The organism is Pseudomonas sp. GW822-FHT02D10 (assembly GCF_058802345.1).
This window is the reverse complement of sequence record NZ_JBXAOB010000001.1, coordinates 148,397-168,452: the sequence shown is the minus strand read 5'-3', so window position 1 is coordinate 168,452 and position 20,056 is coordinate 148,397. Positions and strand designations below refer to the sequence as shown.

At 52.6% G+C, this 20,056-nt stretch carries 20 protein-coding genes and 1 pseudogene; 2 read left to right on the top strand and 19 right to left on the bottom strand.

Annotation, left to right across the window (positions count from 1 at the left end):
* Positions 1-13: 13 nt before the first annotated feature.
* Positions 14-199, bottom strand: a pseudogene (locus tag AC1RPZ_RS00810) (DUF7740 domain-containing protein); the annotation flags it as partial.
* A 169-nt stretch (positions 200-368) separates the two neighbouring features.
* Complete coding sequence (gene gabD / locus AC1RPZ_RS00805; protein ID WP_493133844.1) at positions 369-1,811, bottom strand: NADP-dependent succinate-semialdehyde dehydrogenase; 1,443 nt, start codon at positions 1,809-1,811, stop codon at positions 369-371.
* A gap of 626 nt (positions 1,812-2,437) precedes the next feature.
* Between gabD and AC1RPZ_RS00800 the strand changes: the two genes are divergently transcribed.
* Complete coding sequence (locus AC1RPZ_RS00800) at positions 2,438-4,015, top strand: APC family permease (protein ID WP_493133842.1); 1,578 nt, start codon at positions 2,438-2,440, stop codon at positions 4,013-4,015.
* Between the two features lie 338 nt (positions 4,016-4,353).
* On the opposite strand, the gene can is transcribed toward AC1RPZ_RS00800, so the two are convergent.
* On the bottom strand, positions 4,354-4,992 hold the full coding sequence (gene can, locus AC1RPZ_RS00795; RefSeq protein ID WP_493133840.1) for a carbonate dehydratase: 639 nt from the start codon (positions 4,990-4,992) through the stop codon (positions 4,354-4,356).
* A 751-nt stretch (positions 4,993-5,743) separates the two neighbouring features.
* Between can and AC1RPZ_RS00790 the strand changes: the two genes are divergently transcribed.
* A complete protein-coding gene (locus AC1RPZ_RS00790; RefSeq protein WP_493133838.1) occupies positions 5,744-6,511 on the top strand; it encodes a helix-turn-helix transcriptional regulator in 768 nt (255 codons plus the stop codon).
* A gap of 325 nt (positions 6,512-6,836) precedes the next feature.
* Here AC1RPZ_RS00790 and AC1RPZ_RS00785 read toward each other — a convergent pair whose 3' ends face one another.
* The 16 genes from AC1RPZ_RS00785 to livM all read right to left on the bottom strand — a co-directional run bounded on the left by AC1RPZ_RS00785 (position 6,837) and on the right by livM (position 20,054).
* A complete protein-coding gene (locus tag AC1RPZ_RS00785) occupies positions 6,837-7,442 on the bottom strand; it encodes a thiamine pyrophosphate-dependent enzyme (protein WP_493133836.1) in 606 nt (201 codons plus the stop codon).
* 8 nt (positions 7,443-7,450) lie between these two features.
* On the bottom strand, positions 7,451-7,966 hold the full coding sequence (locus AC1RPZ_RS00780; RefSeq protein WP_415769031.1) for a thiamine pyrophosphate-binding protein: 516 nt from the start codon (positions 7,964-7,966) through the stop codon (positions 7,451-7,453).
* Positions 7,967-8,201: 235 nt separating this feature from the next.
* The gene (locus AC1RPZ_RS00775; RefSeq protein ID WP_493133834.1) at positions 8,202-8,654 is read right to left on the bottom strand and encodes a VOC family protein; all 453 of its coding nucleotides are present in this window, start codon (positions 8,652-8,654) and stop codon (positions 8,202-8,204) included.
* Positions 8,654-9,448: an NAD(P)H-dependent oxidoreductase gene (locus AC1RPZ_RS00770; RefSeq protein ID WP_493133832.1), complete on the bottom strand. Its 795-nt coding sequence runs from the start codon at positions 9,446-9,448 to the stop codon at positions 8,654-8,656. The genes AC1RPZ_RS00775 and AC1RPZ_RS00770 overlap by 1 nt, the downstream gene beginning before the upstream one ends.
* Positions 9,449-9,658: 210 nt before the next feature.
* Positions 9,659-10,936: an aspartate aminotransferase type Ic gene (locus tag AC1RPZ_RS00765; protein WP_493133830.1), complete on the bottom strand. Its 1,278-nt coding sequence runs from the start codon at positions 10,934-10,936 to the stop codon at positions 9,659-9,661.
* Positions 10,933-11,538, bottom strand: a complete 606-nt coding sequence (locus AC1RPZ_RS00760; protein WP_493133828.1) for a TetR/AcrR family transcriptional regulator — start codon at positions 11,536-11,538, stop codon at positions 10,933-10,935. Before AC1RPZ_RS00760 ends, AC1RPZ_RS00765 begins: the two co-directional genes overlap by 4 nt.
* A gap of 18 nt (positions 11,539-11,556) precedes the next feature.
* On the bottom strand, positions 11,557-11,952 hold the full coding sequence (locus tag AC1RPZ_RS00755; RefSeq protein WP_493133826.1) for an acetyl-CoA carboxylase biotin carboxyl carrier protein: 396 nt from the start codon (positions 11,950-11,952) through the stop codon (positions 11,557-11,559).
* On the bottom strand, positions 11,949-13,319 hold the full coding sequence (gene accC / locus AC1RPZ_RS00750) for an acetyl-CoA carboxylase biotin carboxylase subunit (protein ID WP_493133824.1): 1,371 nt from the start codon (positions 13,317-13,319) through the stop codon (positions 11,949-11,951). Before accC ends, AC1RPZ_RS00755 begins: the two co-directional genes overlap by 4 nt.
* Positions 13,312-13,818, bottom strand: a complete 507-nt coding sequence (gene accB / locus AC1RPZ_RS00745) for an acetyl-CoA carboxylase biotin carboxyl carrier protein (protein WP_493133822.1) — start codon at positions 13,816-13,818, stop codon at positions 13,312-13,314. The genes accC and accB overlap by 8 nt, the downstream gene beginning before the upstream one ends.
* 11 nt (positions 13,819-13,829) lie before the next feature.
* Positions 13,830-14,600 carry a LamB/YcsF family protein gene (locus AC1RPZ_RS00740; RefSeq protein WP_493133820.1) on the bottom strand — a complete coding sequence of 257 codons (771 nt, stop codon included), beginning with the start codon at positions 14,598-14,600 and terminating at the stop codon, positions 13,830-13,832.
* 37 nt (positions 14,601-14,637) lie between these two features.
* Positions 14,638-15,588 (bottom strand): 5-oxoprolinase subunit C family protein, encoded by a 951-nt coding sequence (locus AC1RPZ_RS00735; RefSeq protein WP_493133818.1) that lies wholly within the window; start codon positions 15,586-15,588, stop codon positions 14,638-14,640.
* A complete protein-coding gene (gene pxpB, locus AC1RPZ_RS00730) occupies positions 15,585-16,253 on the bottom strand; it encodes a 5-oxoprolinase subunit PxpB (protein WP_493133816.1) in 669 nt (222 codons plus the stop codon). The genes AC1RPZ_RS00735 and pxpB overlap by 4 nt, the downstream gene beginning before the upstream one ends.
* Positions 16,254-16,262: 9 nt before the next feature.
* Positions 16,263-17,039, bottom strand: coding sequence for an SDR family NAD(P)-dependent oxidoreductase (locus AC1RPZ_RS00725; protein ID WP_123364314.1), 777 nt, complete (start codon positions 17,037-17,039; stop codon positions 16,263-16,265).
* A gap of 95 nt (positions 17,040-17,134) precedes the next feature.
* Positions 17,135-17,851 carry an ABC transporter ATP-binding protein gene (locus tag AC1RPZ_RS00720; protein ID WP_493133814.1) on the bottom strand — a complete coding sequence of 239 codons (717 nt, stop codon included), beginning with the start codon at positions 17,849-17,851 and terminating at the stop codon, positions 17,135-17,137.
* The gene (locus AC1RPZ_RS00715; protein ID WP_493133812.1) at positions 17,848-18,723 is read right to left on the bottom strand and encodes an ABC transporter ATP-binding protein; all 876 of its coding nucleotides are present in this window, start codon (positions 18,721-18,723) and stop codon (positions 17,848-17,850) included. Before AC1RPZ_RS00715 ends, AC1RPZ_RS00720 begins: the two co-directional genes overlap by 4 nt.
* Entirely contained in the window at positions 18,720-20,054 is a 1,335-nt protein-coding gene (livM, locus tag AC1RPZ_RS00710; RefSeq protein WP_493133810.1) for a high-affinity branched-chain amino acid ABC transporter permease LivM, read from the bottom strand. Before livM ends, AC1RPZ_RS00715 begins: the two co-directional genes overlap by 4 nt.
* Positions 20,055-20,056 lie beyond the last annotated feature (2 nt).

The window sequence follows — 20,056 nt, the reverse complement described above, 5'->3', positions numbered from 1 at the left end:
ACTCTGGGACAGGTACATCTTCAACAATGCGCGACAGCAGCACCATCGGTTTTTTGCTATTTATAACGGCAAACATCATACCCCTAGAGCTTCTGGGCAATTTCTTGACAAGACTCTTGGCCGTGTCCCTGAGCGCTTGATCCGTCCCGTGAATCTTGGCCGCCAGAAGTAGACAGATAGTTGCATCGATCATATTCATGAAACGTTGGTCTCGACAGCTACAACAGGGTTTATAACGTCCAGAAGACACCGTTTTCCCGATAGTTCATTACTGGATACGCTATCGAGGCTGAAAATCAGCCTCATGTGTCGCTCAGCACGACGCAGTAGAACTAACATCGTGCTGGCTCATTGGCCGAGTATTGGAACTAGACGCTAAGGCACAGGTATTTGATTTCCAGGTAGTCTTCAATGCCGTATTTGGAACCTTCTCGTCCCAACCCGGAGGCTTTAACACCGCCAAATGGGGCAACTTCGTTAGAGATCAGTCCTGTGTTGATGCCAACCATCCCATACTCGAGTGCTTCAGCAACGCGGAACACTCGACTCATATTTTGTGCGTAGAAGTAAGAAGCCAAGCCGTACTCTGTGTCGTTAGCCATCGCAATGACTTCGGCTTCGTCTTTGAAACGGAACAGCGGCGCCAGTGGCCCGAAGGTCTCCTCCTTGGCTACGGCAGCATTCGTGGGCACATCAATCAAAATAGTTGGCTCGAAGAAATTACCCTCCAAGCCGTTCCCACCCGAAAGAATCCTGGCCCCCTTACTCACTGCGTCAGCGATGTGCTCTTTGATCTTCGCCACAGCTTTTTCGTCAATCATTGGCCCAGTGGTCGTACCCAAATCCATACCGTTACCAACCTTCAGCTTAGCCACTCCTGCTTTTAGCTTTTCTGCGAAGGCATCATAAATAGCGTCCTGTACGTAGATCCGGTTGGCGCACACACAGGTTTGCCCGTTGTTGCGATACTTGGAAATGATCGCCCCCTCAACGGCTTTATCAAGATCGGCATCATCGAACACAATAAACGGTGCATTACCGCCCAACTCAAGAGAAACCTTCTTGATGTCCTTGGCACACTCACCCAACAACTGCCGGCCAATTTCGGTGGAGCCAGTGAACGAAAGCTTACGCACGATCGGATTGCTGGTCAGCTCTGAGCCGATATCGCCAGCGCTCCCGGTGACCACGCTGAATACACCAGCAGGAATTCCTGCTCGTTCTGCGAGTGCCGCTAAAGCGAGTGCTGAATAGGGGGTTTGAGAAGCGGGTTTGAGCACCATGGTGCAACCGGCGGCCAGTGCAGGGCCAGCCTTGCGAGTAATCATCGCCGACGGAAAGTTCCAGGGTGTAATGGCTGCAGTAACGCCGATGGGCTGCTTTAAAACGATCAATCGCTTGTCCGGTTGGTGGCCAGGGATCACATCGCCATAAATTCGTTTCGCTTCCTCAGCAAACCACTCAAGGAAGGAGGCCGAATAAACAACCTCCCCTTTAGCTTCAGACAAAGGCTTGCCCTGCTCCAGCGTCATCAAACGAGCGAGATCGTCTTGATTTGCAATAATCAGCTCAAACCAGGCCCGCAATTTACTTGAACGCTCTTTGGCAGTCAGAGCACTCCAGGCTGGAAGTGCGCGGTTTGCAGCCTCAATGGCACGCCGAGTTTCTGCTGCGCCCATTTTAGGCACAGTGCCAAGAATCTCATTGGTGGCTGGATTGTTCACCTTGATCGTCTGGCCACTGTCGGCGTCAACCCACACGCCATCTACATAGGCTTGCTGACGAAATAAACTGGAGTCTTTGAGCTGCATGATCACTTCCCGTCTTATGATTTTGTGTCGAAAACTGCTCCGGTGAGCGGGCCATCATCGTTGGACTCCAACGAGGGAAACTCGGCCACTGTGGTTACTTAGGGGGCATTAAAGTCTACCCCTAGCGTCACAGACACGAAGCAGCTTCAATCCTATCTCCAAAAGTTAACGGTCTGTTTTTTCGCGCATTCACATTTTCCGATGCCCCCGTTCACCGAAAAAATATTCAATCGTTAGTTTTAAATAGTTTCCTTCGGAGCCCACTCAATATACGAGCATATTTTGGGCTAACAACGATGACTTTGCTCAGGGAAACTACTCTTTTAAAAGGTTCGGCCCCTGATGACTTGGCCTGCACTATGCAGAAACCAGCGGCTAACTGACCGTATTCCTGCAAGCCGTCGCCAAAAGTCGCGGATAGACTGACCATTCCACTCGAAGATCCCGCTTACCGCGGAAATCTGACTGATCCAACAACAAGAAAAAGCTCAGTTGATTACAAAGCGGGTTCGTCCCGCCCAGATACAAGCTGTCCTTACCGTCCTACCTCTAACGCTGTGCGCCAATGATGTGTCACAACTCGTGCGTGGCCGCTGTTTGTTCACGCTTTCGAATGGAAGAAAAGAATGTCAAACCTCAATAATCTCAAACGCAAATTATCCCTACTGGATCTCACACTTATAGGACTGGGGGCTACATTCGGTTCTGGTTGGCTATTCGCATCAAGCCACGTTGCAGCCATTGCCGGGCCCGCGGGCATCATCTCTTGGATAATTGGTGCTGCTGCCGTGTTTCTCCTGGGTCTCATGTACTGTGAGCTTGGGGCGGCGATGCCAACCACTGGCGGGATATTGCAGTACCCGATCATCAGCCATGGCCCAATGCTGGGATACATGATGGGGTTTATCACACTCGTTGCTTACTCCAGCGTCGTAGCGATCGAGGTAGTAGCAGCAAGACAATACGCAAGCGCATGGTTTCCATCTTTGACCGAGGTGGGGTCAAGCTCACCGACAATGCTAGGGTGGATGGTTCAATTTTGCTTGCTTTGTTTGTTCATGTTGACGAACTACTTCAGCATCAAATCGTTCGCCCTCGCCAACAACATCATCAGTCTTTTCAAATTTATAGTGCCCATCTGCGTCGTTGTGGTGCTATTCCGACATTTCAACAGTGACAACCTGACTCAGTCTGGATTCGCTCCAAATGGTGTTGAAGGTATTGGCGCTGCGATATCCGCAGGCGGCATTATTTTCGCATACCTCGGATTGACTCCAATCATCTCAGCGGCAAGCGAGGTTAAAAATCCTCAACGCAATATTCCACTGGCTCTCATGCTCTCCATCGCTTGCTCAGCCGTCATCTATTTGCTTTTACAAATAGCCTTCCTGGGCAGCTTGCCCACTGAGATGCTGGCCAATGGCTGGAGTGATTTGGGTAGCAAGCTTCCACTCCCCTTCCGTGACATTGCGTTGCTGCTGGGAGCAGTATGGCTTGCGACTATTGTGGTTGCTGATGCCGTCGTGTCCCCAACAGGTTGTGGCAACATCTTCATGAACTCCACGTCACGGATCGCTTGTGGTTGGGCAGGATCGACAACTCTGCTTAATGCTTTTGCTAAGGTTGACCCAAAGTCAGGCATCCCGCGTCGGGCATTGTGGTTGGCATTTGCACTCTCAGTCGCCTGGACGCTGCCTTTCCCATCCTGGGAAAAATTGATCAGCGTCGTTTCAGCAGCGCTCGTGCTTAGCTACGCAATCGCTCCAATTTCGGTTGCGGCATTGCGGGAACGGAAGTTCACTCGGCCATTCAAGGTAAAAGCGCTTTTTTTGCTTGGGCCGTTGTCGTTCTTCGTCGCTAGCTTGCTGGTGTTGTGGTCAGGATGGGACGTCATCTCCTGGTTGGCAGGCTTGCAGATCTTGATCTTTATCGTGCAGTTGGCGCTTAAGTCAGTAAGCAGTACACGTTCTACGATGCCAAGAGAAATCAGATCTTCACTTTGGTTAGTTGTTTATTACGCCGGAATGATGGGACTTACCTGGGCATGCGGGCCTGGGAAAGTAAGCGAAGCAACCGTCATTTCTATCCTTGCGATTTTCTCGACTGCGATTTATTTCTGGGGGGCCGCGAGCTCTTACCCAGTCACCGAGAAAACAGACTCCCTTGTTATGCCATATGGCGCTTTAAAACCAGATACCGTCTAATCAATCATATATTTGCCCCAAGCCGGCCATCATGGCCGGCTTGTCACATGTGAAGTCTGCAACATTCCCCCCCGTTTTCCCATCATCCACGATTATTGACCTCCTTCTCCCCCCTCAGGCTCAGCGCCTCGTGATTTCGGATCCGTGAATCAGCGTCGATGCTGCATATGGGAAATGGCATTGTATTGACCACCTGGTTGCGTTCTCGTTGACCAGGTATTTGCATTCGCACTGACCAGCAGTTGCACAAACTGCAACTCAGACCAAGACTACTTGAGCGACCGGGCCCGTCGATCGCCCGTCCCTTTTGGAGACAGGATGAAGCAACTTAGGTCGACTCAGTCGATCGACCGCAGGCGATATTGCGGCGGCAGTTGCTCAAGGCCGCTGATGGTTGCGTTCAAGCTCTTCCAGCGGCCATCCTTGATACCATAGATGCAACCATGGATCGACAGGCTCTGGCCGCGGTGCCAGGCGTTCTGGACAATACTGGTATGGCCGACGTTGGCCACTTGCTGGATCACGTTCAACTCACACAGCCGGTCGACACGCTCTTCTTCTGTCGTAAACTGGCCCAGCTCCACGCGTTTCTCGTAGTACAGGTCGCGAATCGAACGCAGCCAGCCATCGATCAGGCCCATTTGGCGATCCTGCATCGAAGCACGCACACCGCCGCAGCCATAGTGACCGGTCACGAGAATGTGTTTGACCTTGAGCACATCGACCGCGTACTGAATCACCGACAGGCAGTTAAGGTCGGTGTGCAGCACCACGTTGGCCACGTTGCGATGTACGAACAAATCGCCCGGGAGCATGCCTACGATTTCGTTGGCAGGCACTCGCGCATCCGAACAACCGATCCAGAGGTATTCGGGGGTTTGCTGACGTGCCAGCTTGGCGAAAAAATCAGGATCTTCCTGCTTAATTGCATTGGCCCAACGTGCGTTGTTATCGATCAGTTCTTGTAGATCGTTCATGTTCAAACCTCATAAATGATCCGCAGCTTTGGCGCGCGGCAAGCGCCCGAGGTCACGTTTCCTTTCGCGGGTCGCGGGCAAAATCTCCGAATTCTCATGTTGAATGCCGGGCCTATTCTCAAATACAGCCCCAAGCATGAGTAGTAGTCATAACTTGGTCATTGCGCCTGATGGCGATTCAGTCGTTCTGCAAATTTGCATCTCCTCTCATAACCAAATTGCATCGTAGCAAGTCAGTACAAACGCAAATTCCTGGTCAACGGAAATACTTCTGGTGGTCAATTGGCGTGCAATTTTGCGACATTGCGATACTGACGTGCCTAACACCACCCCTTCCACTTGTGCCAAACGTGGGGCGTTTGAATCATTGCTGACACTCACATCAGAAACTCACCTGGCCACACCTAAGCAACCAAATTCGACGCATAAAAAAACCGCTTGGTATTTGCTAACCAAGCGGTAAAAAGCGCTGACCAAGCGCAAGCCAATAGTTCAAAGTTACTCGTCAACCATGCCGTGTTGTGCATAGCGAAGATGATAGCTTCATAAAAGCAAGCATTACTATCGTAACTGAGATGGTCATCAGCCTTCGCAAACGTTGATAAATCATACAACGACCCATATTCATTCGCTGTATGATCTCTCCGTGATATTTTGCGGCATTTAGCACAGCAGCCAGCGCCTGCACAAATTAATCTCATGCATTGCGAGAAAACTAACACCTTGGCTTCTTACTAGAGCGGCGTTTTAAATGATCGACAGTAAAGATTTGCTACATTGGATCGACAGAGATCTCTCCTTGATGGACAAGCTCTTTGATCGCATGCCTGACTTGATGTTTTATGTCAAGGATACGTTAGGTCGATACGTCGTGGTTAATCAGACTCTCGTTCGGTATAGCGGGAAACGAACAAAACAGGATGTCATCGGCCTGACAGCGGACGATTTGTTTCCAATTACGAGTTCGAGCATCGTCGCTCAAGATCTGAGTGTCATCCACACAAGAAAAGAGATAATTGACGCTTTGCGACTTTTTCGCTCTGCCGATGGTCATCGACAGTGGTGTCTGAGTTCAAAATTCGGAATTGTTGATGGTAGCGACCAGGCCACTGGACTGGTCGGGATATCTCGAATGCTTGCACGACCTGATGAGAAGCATCTGGGCTATAAGCGTCTAATGGAGTTCTCTAGGCTGGTTAAAGAAAACCTTGGCCAGCCGCAGCTGATTGCTGATATTGCCAGAGAGGTTGACCTCTCAATGGATACTTTGCAGCGATTAACCCGTGAGGTTTTTCAATTGTCGCCAAAGCAGATATTGATGAAGGCAAGGATCGAAAAGGCATGCGACATGCTCGAGCATAGCGAGACGAGTATTACCGACATAGCCACCGAGTGCGGGTATTCGGATCACAGTGCATTTAGCCGGCAGTTCAAGGCAACGTTACATTGCACCCCACAGCAATACCGCAGCACAACGATTAAAAATACGGCGCAAGAAAATTTGGCGTCAGCATTGTAAAGTGCTGCCCCCAAAAAAATATCCGCGATCATTGGAGGTCGATGTCGCGGACAAATATTACTTCAGAAGGTTGGAAGTTCTCCCAAGCGCTCAACAATGTCGATACACCAGCACTTGAAACGTATACACCAGAATTTTTTTATCATTATTGTCTCCACCCGAGAAGCAGTTACAATTCGACCCAGCGCCAATAAGGGCGCCCACGGCCTCCCTTTTTAATCGGTTACAACAAAGCAAAAATTGAATGACTCACCAGATTTGAAGCAAATACATTGATAGCGCAGGCACGCCATCAATGTATTGAAGGTTCCAAGTACGCCGATCATCAAACGTGACTGGCGCTTCCCATAAGGGCCTCTCTGAAACGACTTCTCAGGTAAGGGCCATCGCGAGGTGGCAATGCTGTCGGTGCTGGATCCGTCGTAACCTTCACACACAGCGTAACCGGGCCCTGGTGGCTATAAAGTGTGTCGATTGCCTTCTCAAGACCCTCCTGGTCGTGCACGAGAATGCTTTGGCTAAAGCCCACGGCAGTAGCGACAGCGTTGATACTGACACCGCGCCCCGCGTGGGCTGGCTGCATGCCAGTTTCTGCGTAGTGCTCGTTGTCAATTACGACAATGCTGAGGTTGTCAGGGCGATGGCACGCAACTGTAGCCAACGAACCAAGGCCCATCATCATTTCGCCGTCGCCGACAAATACAATGACACGTTTGGTCGGCTGAGCCAGAGCTATCCCCATGCCGAACATCACTGCTCCACCCATTGCCCCCCACAGGTAAAAATTCTGGGCGCAGTCGCCTGCAGCAGCAACGTCGAAAGTGGGGTTGCCGAGACTGGTAACAGCTAGTGCATCACCTCGATCTTGTAGGATCCGGGCCACGACTTCACGGCGATTAAGAGTCGGTTTAATCTTCTGAATAGCCTGCATGATCACACTCACTTATTAAAGTTTTTGGTGCCGATGACGCGCTGCCCAATCAGGACTGCAACCATACGGCCGGTCTGGTAAGCGAAGCGTGCGCCGGCGCTGACTGTCGCCTCGACCTCTTCGGCAGAATCGGCGCGGTATACATACACACCAGACGCTTCCAAAACTTCTTGAGTAGACTTACCCATAGCGACCTGCCATGGGTTGAACTCGCCCCATTCTCCTCTCATGGTAACAATCATGAAGAGTGGCATACGGGTTTCATGCTGCAAGGAAAGCATGTTGATGCAGTTACCTACACCGCTTGACTGAACCAGAAGAACGCCACGCTGCCCTCCCGCCCAGGCACCACCCAACTGAGCAACACCCTCTTCTTCTGTAGTCAGTGAAACGGAGTGAATTTCCGGATCAGCATCACACATCTGGATCAACTTGCTGTGTCCGGCATCCGGAACATACACAACTTGCTTTACATCCAGCTTTTTAAACTCGGCAAATATTTGCTCTGGCCAATTTATCGTCACGTCTGCTCAACTCCAGTTGTTATTTTTGGCAAGAAAAAGCATGCAGCCACCGCGAATTGCGGCAGCAAAATAACGTTGCTTAATAAATTACAGGTACATCGATATACAAGCCTTCGGGCAACCTGAAAGCTGACAAGAAACGCTCAACCAGACAACTTAGTTTCGCTTTATTTTCCACGACAGGCCTCCTTCGCGAGATGTTTTAGATCTCGCTAGTGTTCAATAAAATTTGATGCTACTTAACGGCGCGAACTTGGAGTGTCACCCCTGAACCATGCTCGGCGGAGTCAAAGTAGGTAAAGCCATTTCTGTTAGGCAAGCGACCGCGAAGAATCGGTGTCAGCCCGACAGCAAATGCCTCGGATTCCGCAACATCGCAGTCTGGAACTGTGAACCCTAGATGGAACACTCCCTCACCTCGTTCCTCAAGGAAACGACGTTGAAGAGTGTTTCCTTCGGGCGGCGCACATAATTGAAGCTGGAAATTTTCGAGATTGGCATATTTGTAGTGCAGCTTCACAAAGTCTTCGGCATTCGGAGCAAGCAACTCCCCTTTGAAAGCTTCCAATGAAGGAAATTGATTCCAAGGGCCTATTCCGAGAGACTCGTAGTAAGCGACAGCCTTGTCCATGTCGCGAACAATTACGCAGACATGATGAAGAGTTTTGAAGATGCTTGTGTCGCTCATCACTTCACCTGTTTTTTTGCAAAGGCATCAGCGGATTCGACAAAGCTTTGACCGATCAGCGGATTCCATTGCACACCGGATTTAGCTTCTACTCCTGGTTTAAGACGCTGAGTTTCGTCATAGTCACTCCACGGGTGCATGAACAAGGGTTCAGCACTTTCCAACGTCGCTAGACGCTCCGCATAGCCAGCGAGGTAAGCCACTCGCTCCTCAGCAGTCACACGGCCTGGCATCCATGCCGCAAATGGCGGCAGGACAGAGAAGCCGGTATATGCCAGAAGGCCGTTGTGAATTGGCCAAAGTACATGCAGCAAATCCCCATCAATGCCGTTGGGCTCATAGAGTGTCGACGCAGTCCCTGTCGTCAGGCACAGCATTGCCTTCTTGCCTTTGAACAGGCCCGAGTCGTATTTGCGGCCGGCAGCATAGGCAAAACCACGACTGAACACGCGATCGCACCAGCCCTTCAGGATCGAAGGCATGGAGAACCACCACACTGGAAAGTGGAACAAGACAAGGTCAGCCTCTGCGACTTTCTGTTGCTCACGAACAACGTCAGCACTTTGGGCATTCTGAGCAAATGCGTGCTCCTGCTCACGAGAGAGATCCAGGAACTCCGCATTCTCGCGGTCAGCAAAATCTGCTGCCGACAGCACTGGATTCCACCCCATTGCGTAGAGGTCGCTGACGACAACTTCATGACCTAGGCGGGTCAACGTTTCCACCGCTGTGTTTTTTAGCGATGCGTTGAACGATGCCTGCTCCGGGTGTGCATAAACGATGAGAGCTTTCATTAGGTACCACTCTGGATCTGAAAAAAGGAGGCTTAAAAAACAGCCGAAACGAATCTGCTGTGGTCAACTTTAGGTCGCAAAGGGTTCAGTGTCTTGATGATCCTCGACCAGTTTCTGCGGTTTTTTGCATAGTCCGAGTTTTCCTTTTCACCGCAAGGTTGGCCGCACAGGTGGCACCGCGCCTAAGAGCCCGCTCAACAATTGCAACGGTTAAGCCAGCTTTTGTTCACAAGCGGCCAACAACATCGACGCACAAATGACTTCCGAAGCTGTCCGCAGTGCGTCAACGGCAGGTGATGAAGGTGCTATGCGCAATTGCCGATCCAGAGGATCGATGCCATAGGGGAAGCACGCGCCCGCGTCTGTCAATTGAACGCCCGCTGCTTTAGCCAGTGCCACAACATGTTTCGCGGTTCCGGGGTAAGCATTCACGCTAATGAAATACCCGCCCTTGGGCGTACTCCACTGCGCAAAAGCGTGTTGGCCGAGCTTCGCTTCCAGGATTTCGAGCACCGCGTCAAAACGAGGTTTGAGAAGAGCCCTATGGCCATCCATTAGCGCCTTGAGGCCACTCAAGTCACGCAAGAACCGGACATGGCGCAGCTGATTTATTTTGTCGGGCCCGACGCTGCGCACGGAGGCATGTTTCAACCACCATTTAATATTGGCCTCCGAGCTGCCAAGCATGGCCAGTCCAGCCCCAGCCTGGGTGACTTTGGAAGTCGAGGCAAAGACAAGCGCACGATCTGGATAGCCATTTCTCGTGCAAGCTTCATGGACGTTTTCAATCTGGATATCCTCGTTGGTTAGGTGATGCACGCTGTAGGCATCATCCCAAAACAAGCGAAAGTCCGGCGCAGCCGTAGGCATTGAAGCGAGCGCTTCAATAACCAAATCACTGTAAACAGTACCCGTTGGGTTGCTGTACTTCGGGACGCACCACATCCCTCGGATGGAGGTATCTTGGGCAACCAGGGCGCGGACTTCATTCATGTCCGGGCCATCGTCCAGCATCGCAACAGGGATCAAGCGAATGCCGAAAGCTTCACAGAGCGTGAAGTGACGATCGTATCCCGGCACAGGGCAAAGAAAGGCCACCGACTCCTTTTCTTGCTGCCACGGCCGTATAGATCCGGGTACTCCGCCGCGCATGGCGAACGACAGACAGTCATACATAAGCGCAAGGCTTGAGTTGCCGCTGACCACTACCTGGCTTTCAGGCACTCCCAGCACTGGTGCAAACAGCCTACGAGCTTCAGGGATACCCTGTTGCCCCATGTAGTTTCGGCAATCCGTACCGTCCTCTGCGAGGTAATCCCCAATCCCTGGCAGCTCTAGCAACTTATTCGAGAGTTCGAGCTGCTCGCTACTGGGAACCCCGCGAGCCATGCTAATCGACAATTTCAACTCGCAGAGGCGAATGTAATCATTCTGCGCGCGCGCATGCAGCTGTGAAAGATCTTCCCTGGAGAGATCATCCAGTTTCATTTGTTAAGCCTCTGACTATTTTGAATACCCAGCAAACGTCGGGACAGTTCGGTAAGTGTCTGTACAGCAAGTGATTCGGAATCAGCTATAAAAGTTGCTCCGCCGGCCAACAATCCCATCAGAGCCCGAGCGGCAATATCGACATCTGAAACATTGAAAATGCCAGTTGAGACGCCTCGCTTGATAATCGCGATAAGCTCCTTGCGGTACCGCTCATCTTGAGCAACGACCGTCGCGCGCTGGGCCCCTTTTAGATTTTTGAGCTCGAGCATTACCAAGTCTTCCTCTCTAGCGTTTCGCAATACGCGACCCACATGGAACGAGATGAAGGCATTGAGCTGCGTTAACGCGCTGGCGCGTTTTGGCTTGATGGTCAGCCAGTCGTTTAGACGCTGCTGTAGCAAGGAATCCAGCACCTCTTCGAGCACATCGATCTTGCTAGGAAAATGGTAGTACAGGCTGCCGGCCTGCATGCCCGCCTTCCTAGCCAAACTGCGCATCGACATTGCAGAAAAGCCGCCCTCCATAATCAGATCAATAGCAGCGTTCACAATGAGCTGATCAGAGCCCACCTCAGTTGTTACCGCATTTGCCTGGTGCATATGGATAAAAACCTTGAGTTAACGGAGTTCAAATAGGGGCTGCGCGAAGCCAATGACTTGCCCTTCATGAGCAATAGCCGCGACCAGAACTCCTGAACAATTTGCTTTAACTTCCTCCAGCAGCTCGTCGTTCTGCAGAAAGGCAACGATCTGACCTTCCTTGATCTCACTCCCGACCTTTACAAACGGCTCATCTCGCTGAGGATGAGCGAGATGCAGGACGCCCATGGACGGCGAGTGGATAATTTTGCAAGGCTCCTCCCCTACTTTCTCAAGGTGATCAGTGGGTGATGCAGCGTTCGCCTTGGCGTCGAACTTGAGGCTTAAACAGGCACCCGCCTGCTCAAATTCAAACGCTCTCAGAGAATGCTTTTGAAGCAGAACCACAACCTTTTCGATGAATTCGGGGCTCATTGCGACGTCTCCTTATCCTGATCGAGATAGCGTTCTAGATGGTGAATATCGAATCCCCCTTGAACGAAACCTGGTTCGCTCATCAGGCGTTGATGCAGCGGGATATTGTGTTTTATGCCAGTGAGCTGCGCCTCTCCCAAAGCACCAGCCATACGGTTGATGGCTTCCTCTCGGGTGGCACCATGCGCGAGAAACTTGGCGACGAGCGAGTCATAGTGGGGAGGTACCTGATAGCCCGAATACAGGTGACTATCAATGCGAATACCTGGCCCTCCAGGTGGTAGCCAAGACTTCACAGTCCCTGGGGCCGGGACAAAACTGAACGGATCTTCAGCATTAATCCTGCATTCGACAGCATGGCCCCGAAGGATGACTTGGCTTTGATTGATCGACAGCGGGAAGCCTTGAGCGATCAGCAGTTGCTCGCGCACGATATCTACCCCTGTTACCAACTCGGTAACAGGATGTTCAACTTGAACTCGGGTGTTCATCTCGATGAAAAAGAACTCACCGTTCTCATAGAGGAATTCGAATGTGCCGGCGCCCCTGTAACCAATCAGTTGGCACGCCTTCACACAGCGCTCGCCGATGAATTCAATAGCCTCTCTATCGACGCCTGGTGCCGGGGACTCTTCGATAATTTTCTGATGGCGCCGTTGCATCGAGCAGTCGCGCTCGCCAAGCCATACGGCGTTGCCAAAATTGTCAGCCAGAATCTGGATTTCGATATGGCGGGGATGCTCTAGAAACTTTTCCAGATACACCTCAGGATTACCAAAGGCTCGCCCGGCCTCCTCACGCGTCATGGCCACCGACTCATTCAGCTCAGCCGGCGTGCGGACAATGCGCATACCGCGCCCTCCACCGCCTCCAGATGCTTTTACAATGAGCGGATATCCACACGTCTCAGCAATGTGGCGAACCTGCTCAGCATCATCAAGCAGTGCACCTGGTGAGCCCGGGACACATGGAACACCTGCTTCCAGCATCGCTTGCTTGGCCGAAACCTTATCGCCCATCAGGCGGATGGATGCAGAGCTGGGCCCAACAAAAACGAGTCCTGCTGCTTCGATGTCGGCAGCAAATCCTGCATTTTCAGCCAGGAAGCCATAGCCCGGGTGGATAGCCCCGGCGTCTGTCAGCTTCGCAGCTTGAAGCAGGCGCTTGGAGTTCAGATAACTTTCGCTTGCCGCAGCCGGGCCGATGCAAATGGCTTGGTCAGCCAATGCCACATGGCGCAGACCTGCATCAGCTTGAGAGTGCACTGCGATAGTTCGCAATCCTATGTCCCTGGCAGCTCGCAATACACGTAACGCAATTTCACCGCGGTTTGCGATAAGTACACTGTCAAATAGCGGCTTACTCATGATCGTCCATCGCCTCGATTGTGAACAAAGGGCTGCCGGCTTCAATCATCTCGCCGTCATTTTTAAGGATTGCCACAACGCGACCACTACGATCAGCCTCAATGGGATTGAGCATCTTCATGGCCTCAACGATTGCCAGCGTCTGCCCTTCCTCGACAACATCCCCCACCTCAACAAAGGGCGGTTTGTCTGGTGAAGGGGAGCGATAGAAAATTCCTACCAAACTGGAGGACACTGAATAGCCTGACTTATCTGATGACACGGATGGAGTTTCTTTTGAGTCATCTTGGGTCGACATGCCAGCAGGAGTGATGTTGGCGGTAACCAGCCCACGCTGTGCGGGAACGCCTTCGGTCAGACCGTGCAAGCCGAGGCGGATGCGACAGTCTCCCTCGCTGTATTCCAGCTCCGCTACTTTCGAGCGTTCGACAATTTCGATCAGGCGCTCGATAAACTCTATGTTCATATCTCTTCTCGCTTTGACGATACCGTCAGTCATTCGCTTAACGCTCAAACGAAACTGGCAATGACAACGTTTTGGGTTTCCAGAGTGCTTCGCACATGGGCGGCGATTGCGACAGCAGCCGGTGTATCGCTATGGACACAAATTGAATCGATGGGGCATGGAATGATCTTGCCCGATAGGGTTTCGATACCTTGAGCACGCACCATTCGTACAACCCGATCTGCAGCTTCGTTAGGGTCGTGGATTACTGCACCAGGCAATTTGCGTGAGACGAGATGCCCTTCTTCGGTATAAGCACGATCGGCAAAAATCTCCGAGCGCACTTCAAGGCCCATTTCGGAAGCAATGCGCGCCTGGTGTCCCAGGGCAATAACCAGACAGATCAAAGAAGGGTCTACAGCATGGATAGCGCGGCATACTGCGGCAGCGACGTCCGGATCAGTTTGCGTCAGATTTCCGAGTGCGCCATGAGCCTTGACGTGCGTGAGCGTATGCCCGGAAAAACTCGCCATAGCTTGCGAGGCACCGATCTGGTACGCCACTAACCGCTCAATTTCTGATACTGAGAATGGAATATTGCGACGGCCAAAACCCCACAGGTCGGGAAAGCCGGGATGTGCGCCCACGGCAACTCCACGATCTTTTGCCAATGCGTAGGTAGCAGCCATGATGTCAGGGTCGCCACCATGAAAGCCGCAAGCGATATTGGCAGAACTGACGATGTTCAAGATGGCTTCATCATCGCCCATCGTATATGCGCCAAAACCTTCGCCCATGTCCGAGTTCAAATCGACCGTCAATGAGTGCTGTGACATGAAAATATTCTCATAAAAAAGTGGGCCTGCCGGCCAGTCAAAGGGTCAGGCCCAACGTCCGTTCCAGCGTATTGAGTTCATGATCCAGCTGCTTCTGTGCTTCGATAGCTTCAGCCAGGTCAATCTCCAGAAATCGCAGTTTGCTGCCGACCGGCGCTTGAGCGAGCAGCGACAAGTCCGCGTCGATGACGTTGGCAATTTTTGGGTAGCCACCACACGTATTGGCCTCCGCCATCTGAATAATGGGCTGGCCAGAAGGAGGTACTTGAATCGTGCCGGGAAGAATTCCATGCGATAAAAGTTCCAGCGGGCTGCGTAACTTGAGCTCCGCACCGCTAAGTCGCATGCCCATGCGATTGGTTTCCTGGGTCACCTGCCAGAGCTCAGAAAAAAAACGCTCACGGGCCTCGTCCTTGAAATCCTCATACTGCGCAGCAGGCAATACACGGATGACGGTTTCTGTAGTCAATGACGGCATCTCACGAACACCAGAGAGTCCGTAGCTTCCGGGACTTTTCGCTCGGGGAGGATTCATCGTAAGTTGGTCGCCACGGATAAGGCCACGCCCCTGAAAACCTCCAAAACCACTCTTCAAGTCCGTCGCGCGTGAGCCCATTAGCACCGGAACATCGATGCCTCCTGCAAAGGCCAAGTAAACGCGCGCGCCTCGACGCGGGGCGTGAATAATCAATATCTGGCCAGCTTTGCCATTACACGCCCAATTGGGTGGTAACTCGAGGTCATCCAAGAGAGTTGGAGCGTCTGCACCGGTCATCGCAAAACGACAGTCCGTTACGAACCTCAGACGCATCGGAAAAAGGACAATCTCCAGACCCGCGTAATCAGCTGGATTACCCACCATGATGTTGGCAGTGCTTAACGCCAGCCTGTCCATAGCACCCGATTGGCCAACCCCAATATTGAGGTAACCCTTACGCCCTAAATCCTGAACAGAGTTCAAGGCGCCAGTAGATAGAATTTCGATCATGATTCAATTCCAGCGATGCTGAAGCGAATGCGATCACCTGGTTGCAAGAACGATGGAGACTCACGCTGCTGGTCGAATAGTTTCAGTTCTGTTCGACCAATGACGTGCCAACCGGAAGGGGCCGAGCACGGCATGATCCCCGCCTGGGTACCACCAATAATGATCGCGCCCTCCTCCAGCCGCATCCGCGGAACTGAGCGGCGGGGGGTTGCGAGCTTAGGGTTCAATCCAGATAAGTATGGGAATCCCGGCATCGCGCCGACACAGGCAACCTGATAAAGCGCCTCGCTGTGCAGCCGTATGAAAGTTAGGACGTCCATCTTCGCTAGCTCGGCGATGACAGCTAAATCCTCACCCTGATGACCACCATAGATAACCGGTACGTCGATCTCTCGTCCCACTTGCTCATTCACAGTCACATGCGACCAAGCGTGAAAAAGCTGCTCCGTGAGTGCACCGACTGAAGTGTCCGCGGGTGAGTAAACGACCAGCAAATTGTTCATTCCTGGCACAACTTCACGCACACCCGGCAATTGAGTCATCAGGTTCGCCGTCGCTAGCACACGCTGTTGTACTGGCTCACTGAATCCAGCTGAAGTGGCATCAAGAAATAGACCTTGGCTGCCCGCAATGCAGATTTTTGGCAAGGGATCGAGAGAGGACATATCAACGACTCACTCGTTAACAGGAACGGTGTAGTTGAGGATGAGGCGACCGCCATCTGGATAGATTGTTTGACCAACAATGTAAGACGCGTCCTCACTCGCCAGGAATGACGCAACACTGGCCACCTCTGACGCTTGACCTACGCGTGCGATTGGAGTGCGAGACAATACGGTGTGCCGCTGTGCAGGGCTGGCCATTACCGAGTTCATCACCAGATCGGTCGCAATCGTTCCTGGGCCGATGGCATTGACCCGGATTCCATGCGAGATCAAACCAACGGCCATAACGGCTGTCAGTTGCTTGATTCCACCTTTCGAAACTGCGTACGCAACCGCGGTAGGGTTGGCGAGCACTGCATTGATAGACGACATGTTGATGATCGAACCTTTGATCCCCTTTTCGATCATGACGCGGGCGGCAGCCTGGCCGATCAAAAAAGGAGACTTCAGGTTAACGCGCTGAGTTTTATCAAAGGCGTCTTCGGGGTAATCAACGAAGTCCGCGGTGATGATAATTCCGGCGTTGTTTACGACGATATCCAGCGAGCCAAAATGATCCACTGCCTTCGCTACAATGGCCTTGGCCATGGCTGAGGAAATATCGCTCAGATCAGCGGCATACCACGTTGCGTTTTCACCCAGGCGCTCGGCCTGTGCACGAACTTTATCCTCTTGCACATCGACCAATACCACCTTGGCGCCGTCAGCCAAAAAGCGCTCGGCACAAGCCAAACCCAAACCCTGAGCAGCACCCGTTACCAGTGCGACCTTGTTAGCATGTTTCATAGGTACTCCCGTTCACTTTGGATAATAGAAAACTTATTTCGAAGTTTTTTAGGCAGGCACATCAACAAACTCATTAACGAGTTGGAACGACATGGTCAGTGGCCTCCCAGGTATGCGTTGCGAACTTCATCGTTGGTCAGTAGCTCGTGGCCGGTGCCTGTGAGACGAATCTCACCGTTGACCATTACGTAGGCACGATCCGACAGCTTCAGGGCGTGGTTGGCGTTCTGCTCCACCAGGAAGATCGTCATCCCGGTTGCCGCAAGCTCACGCAGAGTGGAGAAAATCTGTTTAACGACGATTGGTGCCAGCCCCAGGCTTGGCTCATCCAGCAGCAACAGCTTGGGACGGCTCATCAGGGCACGTGCAATGGCCAGCATTTGCTGTTCGCCGCCGGACATCGTCATCGCACGCTGGTTCCTGCGCTCCTTGAGGCGTGGGAACAGTTCGAACATGCGCTGCATGTCTTCGCTGGCGTGTTTGTCCCCGATCGGGATGGTGCCCATCATCAAGTTCTCTTCCACCGACATATCGGGGAACACACGGCGACCTTCCGGCGACTGCGCAATGCCGTTAGAGGCAATGTAGTGCGACGACTTGTGGGTGATCTCGGTGCCTTGAAAGATGATCTGCCCGTAAGCTGCACGCGGCTGACCGAAGATCGACATCAGCAGTGTGGACTTACCCGCTCCGTTGGAACCGATCAGGCTGACAGTTTCGCCTTCGTTAACTTCCAGCGAGACTTTCTTCAGCGCCTGAATCGGCCCGTAGTACACGTCAATCTCTTTTAGTTCGAGGATCGGCTTTCTCATACCAACTCCTCCTCATCTGCGCCCAGATACGCAGCAATCACTTTCGGATCGTTGCGGATCTGTTCCGGCTTTCCCTTGGCGATTACATTGCCGTGGTCGAGCACGACGATATCGTCAGAAATCCCCATGACCATGCCCATGTCATGCTCGATCAGCACGATGGTCATGTCATGGTCGTCGCGTAGGTAGCGAATCATCCCGCTCAGCGCTTCGGTTTCCTGTGGGTTTAGACCGGCAGCTGGTTCGTCCAGGCATATCACCTGCGGACGGGTGCACATGGCGCGGGCGATTTCCAGCCGGCGTTGCTGACCATAGGAAAGCTCCCCGGCCAGGCGGTTGGCGCAATCCACCAGATCGACCACTTCCAGCCAGTAGAAAGCGGTGTTCATGGCGTCCTCCTCAGCCTTGCGGTAACCCTTGGTGTTGAGGATCCCGGCAACCATGCTGCGGTTGACCCACATGTGCTGGGCGACCAAAAGGTTCTCGATAACGGACATCTCCTTGAACAGACGAATGTTCTGGAATGTCCGTGCAAGCCCTGCACGGTTCACCAGGTGCGTACCGCCGAACATCTTGTAGAACAGACGTCTGGCGAAGCGGTTTGGCGAGATGAAGTCGGTGGGGAGAAATTGTTCACCAAGCAACTGAATTACATTGGTCTTCTTGCCGCGAGCATTAAGTTCTATACGCCCGCCTGTTGCCTTGTAGAAACCGGTCAGGCAGTTGAACACGGTGGTCTTGCCCGCACCGTTAGGGCCAATCAAGGCAAAAATAGAATTACGGCGCACCTGCAGGCTAACGTCGCTCAGGGCTTTGATGCCACCGAAGTGCATCACCAGGTTTTCAACAGACAGAACGATTTCGTTGCTCATGACGCGCCCCCTACTTTGGCCATCACGCCCTTGCGTGGACGTACACCGGTACGGCTGACACGGATCAGGCCACGTGGGCGCCACATCATCATCAGCACCATCAAAACGCCGAACAGCAGCACGCGGTACTCTGCGAAGCTGCGTAGCATCTCCGGCGCGACAGTCAGCACAAATGCGGCGATCACAACACCCACAGTTGAGCCCATGCCGCCGAGTACGACGATGGCGAGAATCAGCGCAGACTCAAAGAAGGTGAACGAGGTCGGGTTGACGAAGCCTTGATAGCTGGCAAAGAACACCCCGGCCAGACCTGCAGTCGAGGCACCAATGGCGAACGCCGAGAGCTTGACCAGGACGTGATTCAGACCCATAGAGCGGCAGGCGATTTCATCTTCACGCAAGGCCTCCCATGCGCGACCGATCGGCATGCGGGTCAGGCGATGTTTGATGTACAGCACAGCCAGCACCACCAAAAACAGCACGACATAAATGAAGATGAATTTGAGGTTGGGGTTGTAATCCATGCCCAGCAATTGGTGGATCGGTATTCCCCCCCCTTTCGCCTGCCTGCCGAACTCTATGCCCATGAATGTAGGTGCGGGCACCGGCAAGCCGTTAGGGCCGCCAGTGAAGGACAGCCAGTTGTTGAGCACCAGTCGAATGATTTCACCGAAGCCCAAGGTCACAATGGCCAGATAGTCGCCATGCAGCCGCAACACTGGAAAGCCCAATAGGCAACCGGCGAACCCGGCAGCAATCGCGGCCAGTGGCAACACAGACCAGAACCCGAGCCCCAGGTACTGATATCCCAATGCCAGGCCATAAGCCCCGATCGCATAAAAGCCGACATAACCCAAATCCAAAAGACCGGCCAGACCGACCACGATGTTCAGGCCAAGCCCCAGAAGCACGTAGATCAGACCAAGGATGACCACGGTAATCAGGTACTTGTCAGCGAAGGCAGGAAAGATCAGAGCGGCGAGCACCACCAGTGGCATGATCCAGAGCAGGCGTGATCTGTGATCAGGCTTTAGGACATGCACACCACTGTCGGCGTGAGTGAAGCGATGGGATAACCGCTGCCCTGTTTGAGTTTGTAGAAACAGGCTCAACGCAAAACGTCCAGCCATGACAATCGCTGTCATCCACGCTACTCGTGCGGGTTGCCAGTTGAAGCTGTAACCGTCCAGAACAACACCCACAACTGGGCCAAAAACGATCAACGCCAAGAGGCCAGCGACCAACGTCTCGATAAGGCTTTTTTTGATATCGTAGGATTTGAAGCGATGCGCTTCATTCCCTAGTGCTTTATTCAGGGTTATGGAAGACATGC

Bases quoted from the DNA above. Each gene is read 5' to 3' on its own strand.
- gabD (WP_493133844.1), bottom strand. From the start codon at position 1,811: ATGCAGCTCAAAGACTCCAGTTTATTTCGTCAGCAAGCCTATGTAGAT.
- AC1RPZ_RS00800 (WP_493133842.1), top strand. From the start codon at position 2,438: ATGTCAAACCTCAATAATCTCAAACGCAAATTATCCCTACTGGATCTC.
- can (WP_493133840.1), bottom strand. From the start codon at position 4,992: ATGAACGATCTACAAGAACTGATCGATAACAACGCACGTTGGGCCAAT.
- AC1RPZ_RS00790 (WP_493133838.1), top strand. From the start codon at position 5,744: ATGATCGACAGTAAAGATTTGCTACATTGGATCGACAGAGATCTCTCC.
- AC1RPZ_RS00785 (WP_493133836.1), bottom strand. From the start codon at position 7,442: ATGCAGGCTATTCAGAAGATTAAACCGACTCTTAATCGCCGTGAAGTC.
- AC1RPZ_RS00775 (WP_493133834.1), bottom strand. From the start codon at position 8,654: ATGAGCGACACAAGCATCTTCAAAACTCTTCATCATGTCTGCGTAATT.
- AC1RPZ_RS00770 (WP_493133832.1), bottom strand. From the start codon at position 9,448: ATGAAAGCTCTCATCGTTTATGCACACCCGGAGCAGGCATCGTTCAAC.
- AC1RPZ_RS00765 (WP_493133830.1), bottom strand. From the start codon at position 10,936: ATGAAACTGGATGATCTCTCCAGGGAAGATCTTTCACAGCTGCATGCG.
- AC1RPZ_RS00760 (WP_493133828.1), bottom strand. From the start codon at position 11,538: ATGCACCAGGCAAATGCGGTAACAACTGAGGTGGGCTCTGATCAGCTC.
- AC1RPZ_RS00755 (WP_493133826.1), bottom strand. From the start codon at position 11,952: ATGAGCCCCGAATTCATCGAAAAGGTTGTGGTTCTGCTTCAAAAGCAT.
- accC (WP_493133824.1), bottom strand. From the start codon at position 13,319: ATGAGTAAGCCGCTATTTGACAGTGTACTTATCGCAAACCGCGGTGAA.
- accB (WP_493133822.1), bottom strand. From the start codon at position 13,818: ATGACTGACGGTATCGTCAAAGCGAGAAGAGATATGAACATAGAGTTT.
- AC1RPZ_RS00740 (WP_493133820.1), bottom strand. From the start codon at position 14,600: ATGTCACAGCACTCATTGACGGTCGATTTGAACTCGGACATGGGCGAA.
- AC1RPZ_RS00735 (WP_493133818.1), bottom strand. From the start codon at position 15,588: ATGATCGAAATTCTATCTACTGGCGCCTTGAACTCTGTTCAGGATTTA.
- pxpB (WP_493133816.1), bottom strand. From the start codon at position 16,253: ATGTCCTCTCTCGATCCCTTGCCAAAAATCTGCATTGCGGGCAGCCAA.
- AC1RPZ_RS00725 (WP_123364314.1), bottom strand. From the start codon at position 17,039: ATGAAACATGCTAACAAGGTCGCACTGGTAACGGGTGCTGCTCAGGGT.
- AC1RPZ_RS00720 (WP_493133814.1), bottom strand. From the start codon at position 17,851: ATGAGAAAGCCGATCCTCGAACTAAAAGAGATTGACGTGTACTACGGG.
- AC1RPZ_RS00715 (WP_493133812.1), bottom strand. From the start codon at position 18,723: ATGAGCAACGAAATCGTTCTGTCTGTTGAAAACCTGGTGATGCACTTC.
- livM (WP_493133810.1), bottom strand. From the start codon at position 20,054: ATGTCTTCCATAACCCTGAATAAAGCACTAGGGAATGAAGCGCATCGC.